Source organism: Kitasatospora sp. NPDC056731 (genome assembly GCF_040687675.1).
GTDB lineage: Bacteria > Actinomycetota > Actinomycetes > Streptomycetales > Streptomycetaceae > Kitasatospora.
This window is the reverse complement of record NZ_JBFBNR010000010.1, coordinates 166,065-181,660: the sequence shown is the minus strand read 5'-3', so window position 1 is coordinate 181,660 and position 15,596 is coordinate 166,065. Positions and strand designations below refer to the sequence as shown.

The following is a 15,596-nucleotide window of genomic DNA, read 5'->3' as shown; positions in this document are numbered from 1 at the left end:
CGTGCGACCCGTGCGTGCGATCCAGTCGGGACCGCGTATTCGGGCGGAAGTTCGGGCGGGGGGTTCGAGCAAGTAGGTCATCTTGTATGACTGTTTCCGTTGCGCCGGTGCGGCGCCCTGCCGGCGGGCCATTCTTGGTGCAATCGACGCGTCCAGAAAGGCTCGCCCGCCGTGACCCAGCCGTTCGAACTGCCGTCCTTCTACCTGCCGCACCCGGCACGCCTCAACCCCCATCTGGACGAGGCACGGGCCCATTCCTCCGTCTGGGCACGGGAGATGGGCATGCTGGAGGGCTCCGGCATCTGGGATCAGGCCGACCTGGACGCCCACGACTACGGCCTGCTCTGCGCCTACACCCACCCCGACGCCTCCGCCGAGGCGCTCTCGCTGGTCACCGACTGGTACGTGTGGGTCTTCTTCTTCGACGACCACTTCCTCGACATGTTCAAGCGCAGCAACGACCGCGAGGCCGGCAAGGCGCACCTCGACCGGCTGCCGCTGTTCATGCCGGCCGACCCGGCCACCCCGATGCCGGAGCCGGAGAACCCGGTCGAGGCGGGCCTGGCCGACCTGTGGCGGCGCACCGTGCCGGTGATGGGCGAGGACTGGCGGATCCGCTTCGCCGAGAGCACCCGCAACCTGCTCAACGAGTCGCTCTGGGAGCTTGCCAACATCAACGCCGGCCGGATCTCCAACCCGGTCGAGTACATCGAGATGCGCCGCAAGGTGGGCGGTGCGCCCTGGTCCGCCCAACTGGTCGAGTACGCGGCCGGCGCCGAGGTCCCGAAGGAGGTCTCCGGCTCGCGCGCGCTGCGGGTGCTGATGGACGCCTTCTCGGACGGCGTGCACCTGCGCAACGACATCTTCTCCTACCAACGGGAGGTGGAGGACGAGGGCGAGCTGAGCAACGGCATCCTGGTGCTGGAGAAGTTCCTGGAGTGCTCCACCCAGGAGGCCGCCGAGGCGGTCAACGACCTGCTCACCTCGCGGCTCCAGCAGTTCGAGAACACCGTGTTCACCGAACTGCCCGTGCTGTTCGCCGAGACCGGGCTCGCCCCCGAGGGTCGCGCCCGGGTGCTGGCGTACGTCAAGGGCCTCCAGGACTGGCAGTCCGGCGGCCACGAGTGGCACATGCGTTCCAGCCGGTACATGAACGGCGGTGGTGCGGCGGCCGGTTCGGGCGGCCGCGTCGCGGCGGGAACGGGCGGCGCGCTGCCCGGTGCCGGCAACTGGTGGGACCCGTTCGCGATCGGCGGGGTGGGCACCTCGGCGCTGGACATCCTGCGCAGCGGGGCGATGGGCGGCGGTGGACCTGCGGTCGGTCCGGTCAGTCCGGCCGGCCCGGGCGGTGTCGGACCGGCCGTCCGGCGGGCCCGGTCGCACGGCCACCTGCCGTACCAGCCCGTCGGGCCGTCCCAACTGCCCGAGTTCAAGCTGCCGTTCGAGGCCACCCTGAACCCGCACCTGGGCGGCGCGCGGGAGCGGGTGATCGAGTGGGCCGAGCGGATGGGCCTGCTGGCGGAGCAGCCCGGCATCCCCGGATCCGGCATCTGGGACGCCGCGTCCATGCGGGACTACGACCTCCCGCTCTGCGCGGCCGGCATCCACCCGAACGCCACCGCCGACCAACTCGACGTCTCCTCCGCCTGGTTGGCCTGGGGAACCTGGGCCGACGACTACTACCCGGCGGTCTTCGGACGCACCCGCGACCTGGCCGGCGCCAAGCTCGCCAACGAGCGGCTCCCGCTGTTCATGCCGGTGGACGGCAGCCCCGCGCCCGAGCCCGCCAATGCCCTGGAACGCGGCCTCGCCGACATCTGGGAGCGCACCGCCGGCCCGATGACGGCGGACGCCCGGCGGATGTTCCGCCAGACCGTCGAGGACATGACCGCGAGCTGGATCTGGGAGCTCAACAACCAGGTGCAGAACCGGATTCCGGACCCGGTGGACTACCTGGAGATGCGCCGCGCCACCTTCGGCTCCGACCTCACCATGAGCCTGAGCCGGCTCGCCCACGGGAAGGCCGTGCCGCCTGGGGTGCACGAGCACGGCTCGATGCGTTCGCTGGAGAACTCGGCCGCGGACTACGCGTGCATGATGAACGACCTGTTCTCGTACCAGAAGGAGGTCGAGTACGAGGGCGAGGTGCACAACGCCGTCCTGGTGGTGCAGAACTTCTTCAACTGCGACTACCCGTCGGCGGTCCGGATCGTCGACGACCTGATGCACTCCCGGCTGGACCAGTTCCAGCACGTCGCGGCGAAGGAACTCCCCGTCCTGTACGACGACTTCGCGCTGGAGCCGGAAGCGCGGGAGCTGCTGGACGGGTACGTGAAGGAGCTGGAGCACTGGCTCGCGGGCATCCTGGTCTGGCACCGGGACTGCCGCCGGTACCGCGAGGAGGACCTGCTGCGGCACTTCGGCGCGGAGCGGGAGCTCAAGGCGGGGGCGGCGGTCGAGGAACTGCCCGCGCCCGCCGCCGTGCCGCTCGGCCCGACCGGCCTGGGCACAGCCTCGCTGCGCCCGCCGCTGGCCGGCGCGGCTCCGGCCGCCGGGGTGGCGGCCCTGGGCTGACCGGAGGGTGCTGCGCACCACCGGCCGCCCGCACCACTGGCCGCCCGCACCACTGGCCGCCCGCCCCGGCGGCCCGGTCGGTGGTGCGGGCGGCGCGGTCGGTCCGGGGCCGGGCTACGTCGGGGCCCGGGCGCCAAGCCGGAAGTGACGCTCCGTCAACCGGCAGGCCGGGCCTGCCGAGTGGCCTCGATGCCGTCCAGGATCAGCCGGACGCCGTTGGTGAAGCCGCTGTCGCGGGAGCCGTCGGTCACCCCGTTGGCGTCGGTGGTGTAGAGGCGGTGCAGGCGCGGGAAGTCCCGGGTGGCCTCGATGATGGCGGGCAGGAGTTCGTCCATCCAGCCCTGCTCCTCCCGGCCGTGCCGGGCCAGTGCGCTCAGCCAGGAGGCCTCCACGCTGGCCGTCCCGATGACATAGCCGAGCAGGGCCCGCATCGCGTCGCTGGCCTCCATCGGGGTGAAGCCGGCCGCCTCCAGGAAGGTGAGCAGGGCCTCGGAGAGGCGCATCCAGTTCGGCCCGAAGTAGACGAGCCCCAGGTCGCCGATCACCGACACCATCCACGGGTGGCGCAGGATGACCTGGCGCACGCTGCCTGCGCACTCGGCGACGGTGGCGCGCCAGACCGCCGGGTTCGTGTCGGTGACCGCCGGGATCCAGATCTTGCCGAACACCTCGTCGACGGCCAGGGCGAGCAGTTCGTCCTTGTTGGCGACGTGGGTGTACATCGAGGTGGCGCCGGCGTTGAGGCGGGCGCCGAGCTTGCGCATGCTCAGGGCTTCGATGCCGTCGCTGTCCAGGATGGCGAGTGCCTCCGCGACGATCTGGGCCCGGCTGAGCGCCGGCTGCTCGCGCCGGGGGCGCTCGGGGCGGCTCCACGGTGTCCCGGGCGCGTCCTTCGACCTGGCCGGCATCCGGCCCTCCTCTCGGTCTTCGCCCGCCTGTGCTCGGCTCGGCTGCTCCGTTCAGCATAAGCCGCGCCGCACACCGTACGGCTTTGCGAACGCTGTGCGGTCTCCGTACAGTGTGTGGTGTCCGCACGGTGTGCGGAGCGGGGTGTACCGCGGCCGTGGGGACGGGCCGCGGTGCACCCGCGACGACTTCCGTCCGGCTACGGCCGGCGCGCTCACTTCGAAGGGGGACCGCGGTGGACCGACATCCGCGCCGCTGGCTCATCCTGGTCGTGCTCTGTCTCAGCAGCCTGGTGCTGGTGGTCGACAACATGGTGCTCACGGTGTCCATCCCGCAGATCGCGGCGGACCTCGGGGCCGGGGCCGAGGACATCCAGTGGATCATCGACTCGTACATCCTGGTCTTCGCCGGGCTGCTGCTCACCTCGGGCAGCCTCTCCGACCGGTTCGGCCGGCGGAAGATGATGATCATCGGGCTGGTGGTGTTCGGCGCCGCCTCCCTGGTCGCGGCCGTCGCCGACAGCCCCGGCCAGCTCATCGCCGGACGCGTGCTGATGGGCGTGGGCGGAGCCCTGGTCATGCCGAGCACGCTCTCCATCCTGATCACCGTCTTCGACGACGAGGAACGGCCCAAGGCGATCGCCGCGTGGAGCGCGGTGGCCATGATCGGCATGATCGGCGGGCCGGTGCTCGGCGGTGCGCTGATCGCGCACTTCTGGTGGGGCGCGGTCTTCCTGCTCAACGTGCCGGTCGCAGTGGTCGCCGTCATCGCGGCGGTCGTGCTGATGCCGGAGTCCAGGGGGCCGTGGCGTCGGCCCGACCTGCCCGGCATGGTGCTCTCGATGACCGGGATGACCGCGCTGGTCTGGTCGATCACCGTGCTGCCCCGGGACGGCATCACCAGCCCCGGCACGCTCGGCACGCTCGTCGTCGGGGTGCTCGCGCTGACCGGGTTCGCCGTCCGCCAGGTCCGGACCGACTCGCCGATGGTCCCGCTCAAGCTGTTCCGCAACCGGGTGTTCACCGGGGCCAGCTTCTCGCTCGTCCTGCTGACCTTCGCCACCGGCGGCCTGATGCTGGTCCTCACCCAGTACCTGCAGTTCGTGCTGAAGTTCTCGGCCACCGACACCGGCCTGGCGTTCCTCCCGCTGGCCGTCGCCTCGCTGGTGTTCAACGCCGTCGGCGCCGTGCTCAGCAAGAAGGTCGCCCCGCGGGTGACGACCTCGGCCGGCATGCTGATCATCGCGGCCGGGTTCGGGCTGCTGGCCACGCTCTCGGTCGGCGACGGCTTCGCCAAGGTCGCCCTGGCCATGCTGGTGCTGGGCGCCGGCTCCGGCCTCGCGATGCCGGCCGCGTCCAACGCGCTGATGGGCGCGATCCCCGGCGAGCACGCCGGCGTCGGCTCCGCGCTCAACGACACCATCCAGCAGTCCGGTTCCGCGCTGGGCGTGGCCATCCTCGGCGCCGTCCTGTCCAGCACCTTCACCGGCTCGATGCCCACCGACACGCCCGCCGCCGGGAAGCACGCGATCACGGACGCGCTCGCCCTCGCCGCGAGCACCGGGGACGGCGGACTGGCCGCCGCCGCGCGCGACGCGTTCAACACCGCGGCCTCCGTCACCTTCACGGCGGGCGGGATCTCCGTCCTGGCGGCCGCGGGGCTGACCCTGGTGCTGATGCGGGACGGCCGGAAGACCGCTCTGGCGGCGGGCCCGGTGGAGGGCGCGGCGGCGGAGGTGGAGGCGGAGGCGGAGGTCGTCCAGCGGGTGGGCTGAGCCTGCCCTGCCCTGCCCTGCCCTGCCCTGCCCTGCCCTGCCCTGCCCTGCCCTGCCCTACCCTGCCTGGCCCTGCCCTGCCCTCCCTGTCCTGTTCGGCCCTGTCCTGTCCGTCTCGGCCCCGTCCGCCTCGCGCGGCCGGGGCCGTGGGCGTGCCGCCGACGTGTCGCCGGCCCCCGGCGGCGCCCGGCGGCGGCGCGTAGCCTGGGCCCCATGTCCCCCGAGTACGCGGAGCGGGCGTCGAGGCTGCCGGGAGCGGTCGTGTGGAGGCGCCGGGCCGTCGGGAGCACGGGCGGCGGCGCGGCCGGGCTCGTCCTGCCCGACGGCTGCATGGACCTGCTCTGGACCGAGGGCCGACTCCTCGTCGCCGGGCCGGACACCCGCGCCTTCCAGCTCGGACCGGGGCTGCGCGGCCCGTGGGCGGGCGTCCGCCTCCCGCCCGGCGCCGCCCCCGCCCTGCTGGGCGTGCCCGCACACGAACTGCGCGACCGGCGGGTCGACCTGGCCGACCTCCGGCCCGGAACCGAGGTGCGCCGCCGCACCGGGCGCATCGACGCGGCGCCCGACCCTGCCGTGGCCCTGGAGGAGTTGGTGTTGCGCCTGGCGGCCGACGCGCGGCCGGTGGACCCGCTCGTCCGGGCGGTCGCCGATGCCCTGGCGGCCGGCCGTTCGGTCGCGGCGACCGCCGAGGCGGTCGGCCTCGGCGCGCGGCAACTGCACCGCCGCTCACTGACCGCCTTCGGCTACGGTCCCAAGACCCTGGCCCGGATCCTCCGCTTGCAGCGCGCCCTCGCGCTGGCCCGCTCCGGCGTGCCCCTCGCCGAGACGGCGGCCCGGACGGGCTACGCCGACCAGGCCCATCTGGCGCGCGACGTCCGGGAGTTGGCGGGAATGCCGGCGACCGCCCTGCTGCCCCGTTGACTCAGTCCGCGGCGCCCGGCAGCGGCGCGAACAGGTCGACGCCGTTGCCGTCCGGGTCGTGCACCACGGCGTACCGCTGGCCCCAGAAGGCGTCCCACGGCTTCAACTCGCCGTGGTACCCGGCGCCGACCAGGTCCTCGTAGACCGCGTCCACCTGGGCGGGGTCGGCGCACCGGAACGCCAGTGCCGTCCGGCCGCCGCCCGTCGGCGGACGCCAGTCCGGGTGGAACGAGCGGATGGTGGACTCGGGGTCGAGGGCCAGGCGCAGCCCGCCCGGCAGCACGGCCTCGACGTGCGGCTCCTGCTCGGCCCCGTCGGGGAACGCGAGTCCGAGCCGCCGGTAGAAGGCGATCGAGGCGGCCAGGTCCGAGACGGCGAGGCCCACGACGGCGAACTGCGGTGCTGGTGTGCTGTTCATGCCCGTCACGGTAGGCGGCGCCCGGACGCCCCGTCTTGAACGAATCGGACGGCCTCCCGGCTGGTCCGCGCATTGGCCGAGTCGGGCGCGGCCGGGGTAATGATTCTGGTGACCGGATCGCGGCGCGCCACGCCCCGATCGCGGCCCGCACCACCATTACCGACCCCTGGGAGGGATGACTGATGCTGTACCGCAGCCTAGGAGTTGACGGACCGAAGGCCAGCGCGCTGTGCCTCGGCGCCATGACCTTCGGCACCACCGTGGACGAGCAGACCGCGACGGCGATCCTGGACCGGTTCACCGAGGCCGGCGGGACCTTCGTCGACACCTCGAACAACTACGCCTTCTGGGCCCCCGGCGGGACGGGGTACGAGAGCGAGGAACTGCTCGGCCGCTGGATCGCCCGCCGGCGCAACCGCGACGAACTGGTCCTCGCCACCAAGGCGGGAGCCCGCCCGGTGCCCGAACTCCCCTTCCCCGAACACATGGAGGGGCTGTCCGCCGCTGCGCTGCGCAACGCGGCCGAGGGCAGCCTGCGCCGGCTCGGCACCGACCGCATGGACGTCTACTACGCCCACGTGACGGACCCGTCCACCCCGGTCGAGGAGACCCTCGGCGCCTTTGCCGAGCTGGTGGCCGACGGAAAGGTCGGCCGGCTCGGCTGCAGCAACCACAGTGCCGCGGACCTGGATGCCGCCAACGAGCTTGCCGAGCAGCGGGGTTGGCCCGGCTACCGGTGCGTCCAGCAGCGCCACAGCTACCTCCGGCCACGGCCGGACGCGGACTTCGGTATCCAGAAGCACGCCGACGAGGAACTGCTGTCGTACGTCGCGCAGCGGCCGGAGCTGCTGCTGCTGGCGTACTCCCCGCTGCTCGGCGGCGCGTACTGCCGGCCCGACCGACCGCTGTCCGAGAAGTACCAGTGGCCGGTGGTGCAGGCCCAGTTGGCCGCCCTGGCCGAGGTGGCGAAGGAGACCGGGGCCACCGTCAACCAGGTGGTGCTCGCCTGGCTGCTGGGCCACCCGGTGCCGACGATCCCGGTCGTGGGCGCCAGCTCCGTCGCCCAGCTGGGCGAGAGCCTGGCCGCCCTGGACCTGGTGCTCGACGAGGACCAGCGCCGGCGGCTGGACACCGCGGCCTGACCGCGGCGTCCCGCACGGCCGGGCGGCCGGGCCGCAACCAACCCTCCTTGGCCGCCCGCGCCGCCCGCGCCGCCCGCCTCGAACCGGCTGTGCGCCGTCAGCCCCGGGCGCGGTCAGCCCTGCGCGCGGACCGCCCGCCACCGGTTGGCGGTGGTCTCGCTCACCGTGTAGAAGAACTCCGACTTGAACTCGGCCCCGTCACTGAGCGCCTCCACCCAGCTCATCGGCCAGTTCCGTCGGCCGTAGTGCTTGTGCACGACCCGGGTGAACGCGGACAGCACGCCGCGCAGCCGCTTCCGGTCCACGTCGAGCAGCTCGACCAGGGACGTGTAACTCACCCGCTCGCCGGGCTGCTTCGCCAGGATGTCGAGCACCCCGGTCACCGCCTGCACCGAGTCCAGCGGATCGGCCGTCAGCCGGCGCAGATCCTGCACGGTCCACTCGACGAACGGCCACTCGCCGTCCTCCTGCGGCCCCCCCTCGGCCGCCGCCACCGCGGCCCCCGCAGCGGCCCCCGAGAGCTCCGCGAGGAACGCGTACACCTGCGTGACGTACTGAGCCGGCACCGGCACCGAGATGAACTGCTGGCTGTCCTGCGTCATGTTTCTTCCCCTCCGACGTGTCGCCCGTCTGGCGGCAGGACAGATACTTGCACGTCATGTGTCCAGGTGTCCAGGTACTAACCTGGACTAATTCCGAGACTAAGGATCGATTAGTTCCTCTCGCGGCGCAGCTCGGGAGGGCGGAAGTCACTTCCGGTACCGGCCGACCGGTCGGGGCCGTGGAGCCGACGAAGGCCCGGACCGCGTGAGGTGGTTTCTAGCGGTCCGGGCCTTCCGGCTGTCGCCGCGCGTTGCGGTCAGTGGAGGACGTTCAGGAAGTTGGCGGCGTCGTCGACGAAGTACACGGCGTCGTGGTCGAGGTCGACCGCGAGCCCGAACAGGGCGCCGGCGCCGGGCGGGGTGCCACTGCTGTCGAGCGTGCGGACGGCGACCTGGTCGCCGGCGGGGGTGGTCTCGACGAGGTTGCCGTCGCCGGAGTTCACCGTGAGGACGTCGCCGCCCGGGGCGACGGCCAGGCCGAGCGGCCCGTTGAGGTGGCCGCCGGTGCTGACGGTGGTGCCGGTGCCCGCGTCGGTGGTGCGGTGGACGGCGTCGGGGATCGCGGTGATCCGGTTGGCGAGGGTGTCCGCCACGTAGAGCGTGTCGTCGTGGCCCAGCCCGACGCCGGTCGGGCCGATCACCAGGGCGGCCTGGTCGGTCCGCTGGCCGAAGCCCGAGCCGATCCGGGTGGTCGCGAGCCGCTGCGGCGGTGCGTCGCCCTGCCGGCACAGGGTGATCCGCAGGACGGTGCCCTGGTCGACCTCGGCCCCGCCGCCCGCGACCGTGCCGTTCAGCACATTGGTCACGAACAGTTCGTCGCGGTCGTCGAAGCTGGCGGCCGTCATGTCCCACGGGCCGTTGATGCCGTCGCCGACGATCGTCTCGCGGACCGTCCCGTTGCTGTCCAGGACGAGCAGGCAGCCGGCCTGGACGGTGGCGGAGGTGCCGTCGGTGGTGGGCGTGCTGCCGACCACGACCCAGCCGCCCGGCAGAACGGTCAGCGCGGTCGAGAGCCCGACCCCGCCGGGGCAGGGCCCGGGCAGCTTCGCCGGGTCGATCCGGGCGAACTCGCCGACGGTGCCGTCCGGGCTGACCTGGACCAGGGTGGTCCCGGTGCCCTGCAGGTTCTGCCCGTTGTTGAAGTTGCTGATGAGGACGTTGCCGCGGCGCAGCTTGCCCACGCTGTGCTGGACCACGAACGTGCCGTACGGGTTCTGGTCCCCGTTCGCGGGCACGGTCGAGGCGACCGGTGACACGGTGTTCAGCGGCCCGAGGAACGGCGCCCGGCCGACGGCGCCACCCACCGCCGTGGCGCCGAACACCACCACGGCGGCGGCGACCACGCCGACCCGCCCCCAGAATCTCGTGCGCGAAGAGTGAAGTCTCATGACTCAAAGTTATGCCGCAGCCGAACCACCCAGCACGCGGAGTTCACCCAGCGGTGTGCCCGCACCGCGAAACGACGAAGGCCCGGACCGTCGAAACGGTCCGGGCCTTCTGCCGGCGGAGGATACGAGATTCGAACTCTGGAGCTCCGGAGCCTGGGCCAACTGGGGTGCGCACGCGGTCATGCAGCCCGACGGCAACATCGTCCTCCACCGCCAGAGCAATGTCCTTCAATGCGACGCGCCCTGGTTCAGCGGCACCTGGCAGTTTGTTGGTAGGCGACCTCTGACCAATCAGCTGGCAAGGCTGTGCTGTCAGTACCCGACCTTAGGCTGGCCCGATGGGATTCAGATCCAGCTTCTCGCTCCTGCGCATGGTCGAGGCAGCAAAGGGGCTCACCGAGCACGCGGTCGTCCAGCAGCGAATCGACACGGTGTTGCGCATCATGGGGACGGACCGCACGTACGGCAAGGGTCGGCCGTTGGTGGACGCCCTGAACGATGTGGCCCAAGGGGCCATCCTCTGTGGTGACTTCGGGCTTGCCCAGCGCTTCCAACGATTCGCCGGCTACGCCGACGGAGAGCTGTTCCTCGAAGTTGTGGAGGGGTACTACGACGAGGACGCTCAGCAGCGTGGTGAGGAGTTTCATCGGAGGATGGCTGCTCTTGGTGCCGACCGGGCGGTTGCCGCGCTTGACGTGCTCTGCCGTGACAATCCGGACGCGACAGCCGCAGATGCCCGTGACTTCTTCCGGGGCATTGCCCAGTCCGCTGACCATCTGGGAGTCGAGGCTGGCGAGGGTGGGGTCCGGCTGTCCACGCGGGAGGTGCGGCGACTCCAGCAGTACGGCCACCTTGAGTTGGTCCTGCGAAGTCTGCCGCGTCCGGTCTCTGCGGAGTCCGCCCGGTTGCTGGGTGATGTCCTGGCGGATGCTGACGCGGGGCTGTTGGCCCAGTTCCTTGAGCTCAAGGCCAGGCGGGCCGGCCTCGCGGCCTTGAGGGCTGCGGTGGACGATCCGGCCAGTTCCGAGAGCGCGCTTCATGCCTGCCTGAAGAATCAGGCGTGGATCTTCGGCGGGGCTTATGTGGGTGAGCTGGCGCGCCGCCAGTACACCCCGGATACCATCCTGGACATCCCGCTCCTGCGTGCCGATGGTTCTCTGCACGTCGTCGAGCTCAAGCGCGCCAACATCGAGAGCTTGGTGATTCGCCGCAGCGGCCATCTGATGCTGGGCGCGCCACCTCACCAGGCGGTCTCCCAGGCGCAGAACTACCTGCGGACACTGGACGAGAACCGGCGGACCATCCTGGCCGACTACGGAGTCGACAGTCGCAGGGCCTCGGCCACCATTGTGATCGGCCACACGCGCTATGTGGGGGGAGGTATTGCGCCGACGGAAGTCGCGGAGACCCTGCGTACCTACAACACACACGCCACCCGGATAGAAGTGATCACCTACGAGACCCTGCTCGATTCGGCCAGCCGGATGCTTGCGCTGTCATCCGAGCAACAGGACTCGGAAGCCGCTGAGGAGCCCCACGCATGACTGACGTCCAGCCCTCGATCGAGCAACTCCTGGCTCGCCTGTGCGGTGACTTGATCACCGCGAAGGACTACGTGGGCTACTTCCTGAACGAGCACGGCGAGGAACTCGTCTTCGCCCAGCGTCGAGGGGAGAAGACGGCGCGCCTCTGGCACAGCGATGCGGATTGGCAGTTGTTCCGGGTCGGCGACCACTCGATCCGGGTCGGCGAGGTCATGGACGGGGTGATCACTGTCAGCGGCCTGATCATTGACCAACCAGAGGCAACCTGGCTGTCCTCCTGCTTGGCGGCCTCTCGCCACCTGCGCCAGCGGTAGCCATGATGCGGGCGGGGACAGTCCGGCAACGACGAAGGCCTGGACCGTCGGAACGGTCCGGGCCTTCTGCCGGCGGAGGATACGAGATTCGAACTCGTGAGGGGTTGCCCCCAATACGCTTTCCAATTCTCCCGAACGCCGTCCGCCGGGGTTCACACCCGTCCTGAACTGCGACGGAGCGAACCGCTGGACGGTGGCTGAACCCGGCCGGACGGGGGTGAATGAGACCAAAACTGAGACCAGGCAACCGGCTGGGGCAGCCCATGGCGGCCGAGGGGCCTACTTCGGAAAGTCGCCCGTGAGCCACCCGTCCACCACTGAGAGCGCAAGGGCTTCCTGGAGCCAGGGGGTTGTTTTGATGATCGTGGTGAGGAGCTCGCGCGCCTGGTCGGGCGGGAGTAGCTCCGAGATCACATGGCTGCCGTCGCCGAGCTGGCTCCCGCTTGCGCAGTCGATGTAGATGTCGACGAGACCTCGCTTGGTGGGCGCCACCCCGATGAACGCAGTGCCGCTTGTCAGTGACTCGCCGACCTTGATCAAGTTCTGCTGAGGTCCGGACTTTGAGGTGACGACCGATCGCGTGCTGGCGGTTGGCAGCGGTCCTCCCCAAGCGCGCTCGGTCAGTTCACCCCACACCCTGGCGGCGACGGTGCGGGGATCTACGCCTTCGGAGGGGGCGCAGTCCTTGTACACGCCATCTGGCTCCTCTGAGCGGTCATGCTCCTTGATCCAGAAGACGCGACGGGCGAACCGAAAAGGCGCTTCGCCTGCCGGCGCGTCCGGCTTGAGCATCGAGTACCCCACCCGCCGGCCATGCCCGTTCCAACGGACAGGGCCGCGACGGGTGCCAGCCGCCACCTCCAGATATTCGCGCACGTAGTCGAAATTGCCGATGCTCTCGGTCCAGACAATGCCGTCCTCGTGACGGATGAGATCTGGGTCCCTGTTCACGCGCTCTCCTCCCGAGTGGACTGTGGCAGAGCCTGCCCTCGGTCTGTGGGCGTGAACCGTCCGGACCGCCTGTCTCGTTTCCAAGTCGACTGTGCTCAGAACGGGTTTGGCGAGTGAGCCAACGAGGCAGGGCCAGGCGACTCTTCGGCCATGCGCCCCACGCTGTCAGAGCGGTCAGCTAGCGTCCGCTGTATGCCGAAGAAGCGGAAGAAGACGCCTCAATCGCGCGCTCGGCGGACAGGCGCGGTTCCCCCGTACGAGCAGCGACCCTCGGCGATCACGCTCGGGGGCCCGCGTGTGCCCTCGCGCGGTTGGGGCTTCCAAGCGCTGATCGACGCCGCGTTGGAAGCCGGTCAGCCGATTCTGAAGTTCACGGCGCAAGCTCCCGACGGGTATTCCTCTGATTTCTCTCCGCAGGTCGATTCTCCCCGCGCGCCGCTCCAAGCAGGGTGGTACCTGCGATCTGACCAGGCAGTTCCGATCTACATCTGGGTGTTCTCTGAGAGTCAACTATCCGGCGATCCGGGGGGTTTGGATCTGCATCGAAGGGGATTTGCCTATTGCGTGGCGCATTCGGTGTGCACGCATGGAAAGGCGGACTCCGAGTACGCGAGCGCGGAAGTCATGGAGACTTGGACTCCCATCGTGGCGCCGGACCCGAGCATCGTGGACGTAAACCGCTACGGAGGTTTCGCGCCCGGCTATAGCACGCCCCCGGTAAAGCAGCTGCCTCCAGGAGGGCCTCGCAAGGTTGGCGTACTTGACGTGGACTATGCGAGGGTAGCGGGTCAGAAACTTCCTGAACGCTGGGACATTGATGTCGTAGGATTTTTGGTAGTGGAGCGGCAGGAAGCTGCTGACATGCCCGGGCGGGAGATCTGGCGGCAAGTTGCGTTTTACACGTTTCGGGACCGGAACTTGTCAGGTCTCAATGCCGCGGCTGATGAAGTAGACCTGATCATCGGGCATAACCTCTTCGACGGGGACTATCGATGCCTGCGCACCTATTCCGACCGGGTCAACGTCGGCCGGCTGGTTGCAAAGACGGTTGACACGCTGTACGCCGCTAGGCATGTAGTTACCGGCGGATTTCCCCGTGCGGCCAATCTTGGTCTCACTGACTTGGCTCGGGCCCAGAGGCTGCGCGATCGGGCGAAGAAAGAGTCCCGAACTGAGGCTCATCGTGGTATCCGGACAGTCAATGACGCGGAGAAGGACTGGTTTTTCCAGTCTGTTTCTGATGATTGCGAGCTGATGCTGGACCTCTGGCTTGAACTAGTCACCAGCCAGCGTCTTCGTACTGCTCAGAGGTCGGGTGAATCGGCAGAGTATGTGCTTGGCGATGAGGATCTGCGACTGATGCTTGAGCCACAACTTACGCCAACTGCCTTCACGGACCTACTGACGACGAGAGGGACGGTCTACAGGCAGGAGGGAAAGGCTCGCAACGAGACTGTCGCCCGTATTCACCGCGAGATCGAGCAGCAGAGAGCAGAAGGCGTTTCAGTAACTCGTCATCCAGTAGCTGCGCATCGGCAGCGCTGTATGGCGCCGGGAGACCTGAGAGAAAGGCAGTGCAATCAACTGATCCCGGCCACGGAGACGTATTGCTGGGACCATCGGACCAATCGGCGTTGTCGAGGGAATCCGGCCCTGGATGAAAAGTGCGCGACCGTCGTCCGCGGTGACCTGGCGCATTGCGACTGGCACCGCAGGACGGCACTTTATGTCCAGTCAGGGCAACGGATTATCGGCGATTTCAGTCTCGCCCTCCCGCTCCCCGGATGGGACAAGGGCAGCTATTGGGGATATGACACAGGTGCTCGTTCATTCTTCGCTCGGCTTTACCGCAACGGAGACAGTATCTCGGACTCGCCGACCGTATGGCTAGTGGGCGTTGATCCTGACCTGACAGATGTGGCTGCGCTGACCGATGCTGTCCAAGCAGCAACTGGACAATCCCGGCGTGACGTCGTGGCGGCCCTAACAGTCTTGACAGCAGACCAGGAGATGCTCCGAGAGCGTGCGATGGCTACCCAGGATTGGGAGCCGGCGGAATGCGAAGGCCCTTGTCCGTGCGGCACCTCAGACTGCGGTCATGGCGAGCCCTGTCCGAATGATGAGTGCAGCGGTCACGATAGCCACGTGATGCGGAACCCCCGCACCGACGTGGATGTGACGGCCTGGCAGGACCACTTTGACTGCTGTGAGGGTTGCGGTGCGAGCGCTTTCGACATCGCGCTACCAAATCGCCCATGGGGCGAGGTGCGCGATGACGGCACGGTAACCGTTTATGCCGGGGTGTCGCACTACGAGTTCGGTGCCTGTTGTTGGTAGCACCCACACATCGCCATCGATGCCGGCGTGGACGGGGCAGCCAACGGCAGACCAGAGGTGCCGTCGCCTGGTCGGCGGTGACGGGCGGGTTGAGGAAGACCGATCTGGTCTGGCGGGCGTCGGGGAAACAGTGGCCGCTGGGCAACTGCACAAGTCAGACGTATCGCCTGGGTGTGGGTGGTCACTGCGGGACGCTTGGGTTGGCCTGCCTTGCGGTTGCACTGCCCTCTTGGAACTTGGTGGCGGGGAGGTCCAGAGGTGGTGCCTGGGGGAAGGCTTCCAGAGCTGCCGGCCGTAGACGGTCTCCCTGGCCGAACCAGTACCCGATGATGGTGCCGGCGATTCCTGTAACCGGGACCATGTACATGCTGAAATTGTTGGCGGGAACGTTGGCCACCATGGCCACCCAAGGCGAGACCACGATGGCCACGACTACCGCCACCAATGCCCACCCCCGAATGCCTTCGGAGCGGCGGGTCACTGCGGTGTGCTGGTGCACGAGGTTCGCGCGGTGCTTTCGATCTTCGAGTTCGACTTCCCACCGGCGTTCCGTCTCACGATATTCGAGGTCCGCGCGATGTTTCCGGTCTTCGAGTTCGACTTCCCAGCGCCGTTCCGTCTCGCGGAGCTGGACTTCAGCGGCGACCTCCTCCTGAGTCTCCGGGATCCGGCCAGCAGGAACTGGTCCGCACGCTTCTCGGATTGCACCCTACGACCGGCTACAT

The 15,596-nt window shown here is 69.3% G+C and carries 13 protein-coding genes; 7 read left to right on the top strand and 6 right to left on the bottom strand.

The features are described 5' to 3' along the window. Positions 1-171: 171 nt before the first annotated feature. Positions 172-2,574, top strand: a complete 2,403-nt coding sequence (locus AB0R04_RS13180) for a terpene synthase family protein (protein WP_363370605.1) — start codon at positions 172-174, stop codon at positions 2,572-2,574. 155 nt (positions 2,575-2,729) lie between these two features. On the opposite strand, the gene AB0R04_RS13175 is transcribed toward AB0R04_RS13180, so the two are convergent. Beyond that, the gene (locus AB0R04_RS13175) at positions 2,730-3,482 is read right to left on the bottom strand and encodes a TetR/AcrR family transcriptional regulator C-terminal domain-containing protein (RefSeq protein WP_363370604.1); all 753 of its coding nucleotides are present in this window, start codon (positions 3,480-3,482) and stop codon (positions 2,730-2,732) included. Positions 3,483-3,715: 233 nt separating this feature from the next. Here AB0R04_RS13175 and AB0R04_RS13170 point away from each other — a divergent pair, with 233 nt between their 5' ends. Continuing rightward, on the top strand, positions 3,716-5,254 hold the full coding sequence (locus AB0R04_RS13170; protein WP_363370602.1) for an MFS transporter: 1,539 nt from the start codon (positions 3,716-3,718) through the stop codon (positions 5,252-5,254). Between the two features lie 213 nt (positions 5,255-5,467). Next, positions 5,468-6,175, top strand: coding sequence for a helix-turn-helix domain-containing protein (locus AB0R04_RS13165; RefSeq protein ID WP_363370600.1), 708 nt, complete (start codon positions 5,468-5,470; stop codon positions 6,173-6,175). Between the two features lies 1 nt (position 6,176). Here AB0R04_RS13165 and AB0R04_RS13160 read toward each other — a convergent pair whose 3' ends face one another. Continuing rightward, a complete protein-coding gene (locus AB0R04_RS13160; RefSeq protein ID WP_063348644.1) occupies positions 6,177-6,593 on the bottom strand; it encodes a VOC family protein in 417 nt (138 codons plus the stop codon). Between the two features lie 182 nt (positions 6,594-6,775). Here AB0R04_RS13160 and AB0R04_RS13155 point away from each other — a divergent pair, with 182 nt between their 5' ends. Further along, entirely contained in the window at positions 6,776-7,735 is a 960-nt protein-coding gene (locus AB0R04_RS13155; RefSeq protein WP_363370598.1) for an aldo/keto reductase, read from the top strand. A 113-nt stretch (positions 7,736-7,848) separates the two neighbouring features. On the opposite strand, the gene AB0R04_RS13150 is transcribed toward AB0R04_RS13155, so the two are convergent. Both AB0R04_RS13150 and AB0R04_RS13145 read right to left on the bottom strand, forming a co-directional pair. Then, positions 7,849-8,337 carry a hypothetical protein gene (locus AB0R04_RS13150; RefSeq protein WP_363370596.1) on the bottom strand — a complete coding sequence of 163 codons (489 nt, stop codon included), beginning with the start codon at positions 8,335-8,337 and terminating at the stop codon, positions 7,849-7,851. Between the two features lie 257 nt (positions 8,338-8,594). Beyond that, entirely contained in the window at positions 8,595-9,725 is a 1,131-nt protein-coding gene (locus AB0R04_RS13145) for a hypothetical protein (protein WP_063348647.1), read from the bottom strand. 338 nt (positions 9,726-10,063) lie between these two features. On the opposite strand from AB0R04_RS13145, the gene AB0R04_RS13140 reads away from it, so the two are divergent. Continuing rightward, positions 10,064-11,269, top strand: a complete 1,206-nt coding sequence (locus AB0R04_RS13140; RefSeq protein ID WP_363370594.1) for a Shedu anti-phage system protein SduA domain-containing protein — start codon at positions 10,064-10,066, stop codon at positions 11,267-11,269. Beyond that, positions 11,266-11,583, top strand: coding sequence for a hypothetical protein (locus AB0R04_RS13135; RefSeq protein ID WP_363370592.1), 318 nt, complete (start codon positions 11,266-11,268; stop codon positions 11,581-11,583). Before AB0R04_RS13140 ends, AB0R04_RS13135 begins: the two co-directional genes overlap by 4 nt. A 279-nt stretch (positions 11,584-11,862) precedes the next feature. Here the strand turns inward: AB0R04_RS13135 and AB0R04_RS13130 are convergent, their stop codons facing one another. Beyond that, positions 11,863-12,534, bottom strand: coding sequence for a DUF6009 family protein (locus AB0R04_RS13130; protein WP_363370590.1), 672 nt, complete (start codon positions 12,532-12,534; stop codon positions 11,863-11,865). A gap of 297 nt (positions 12,535-12,831) precedes the next feature. Here AB0R04_RS13130 and AB0R04_RS13125 point away from each other — a divergent pair, with 297 nt between their 5' ends. Further along, positions 12,832-14,871 (top strand): hypothetical protein, encoded by a 2,040-nt coding sequence (locus tag AB0R04_RS13125; protein WP_363370588.1) that lies wholly within the window; start codon positions 12,832-12,834, stop codon positions 14,869-14,871. A 181-nt stretch (positions 14,872-15,052) separates the two neighbouring features. On the opposite strand, the gene AB0R04_RS13120 is transcribed toward AB0R04_RS13125, so the two are convergent. Beyond that, positions 15,053-15,301, bottom strand: a complete 249-nt coding sequence (locus AB0R04_RS13120; RefSeq protein ID WP_363370586.1) for a hypothetical protein — start codon at positions 15,299-15,301, stop codon at positions 15,053-15,055. Between the last annotated feature and the right edge of the window lie 295 nt (positions 15,302-15,596).

Excerpts from the sequence above, each read along its gene's own strand:
- AB0R04_RS13175 (WP_363370604.1), bottom strand. The coding sequence starts at position 3,482 with ATGCCGGCCAGGTCGAAGGACGCGCCCGGGACACCGTGGAGCCGCCCC.
- AB0R04_RS13165 (WP_363370600.1), top strand. The coding sequence starts at position 5,468 with ATGTCCCCCGAGTACGCGGAGCGGGCGTCGAGGCTGCCGGGAGCGGTC.
- AB0R04_RS13160 (WP_063348644.1), bottom strand. The coding sequence starts at position 6,593 with ATGAACAGCACACCAGCACCGCAGTTCGCCGTCGTGGGCCTCGCCGTC.
- AB0R04_RS13155 (WP_363370598.1), top strand. The coding sequence starts at position 6,776 with ATGCTGTACCGCAGCCTAGGAGTTGACGGACCGAAGGCCAGCGCGCTG.
- AB0R04_RS13150 (WP_363370596.1), bottom strand. The coding sequence starts at position 8,337 with ATGACGCAGGACAGCCAGCAGTTCATCTCGGTGCCGGTGCCGGCTCAG.
- AB0R04_RS13145 (WP_063348647.1), bottom strand. The coding sequence starts at position 9,725 with ATGAGACTTCACTCTTCGCGCACGAGATTCTGGGGGCGGGTCGGCGTG.
- AB0R04_RS13140 (WP_363370594.1), top strand. The coding sequence starts at position 10,064 with ATGGGATTCAGATCCAGCTTCTCGCTCCTGCGCATGGTCGAGGCAGCA.
- AB0R04_RS13135 (WP_363370592.1), top strand. The coding sequence starts at position 11,266 with ATGACTGACGTCCAGCCCTCGATCGAGCAACTCCTGGCTCGCCTGTGC.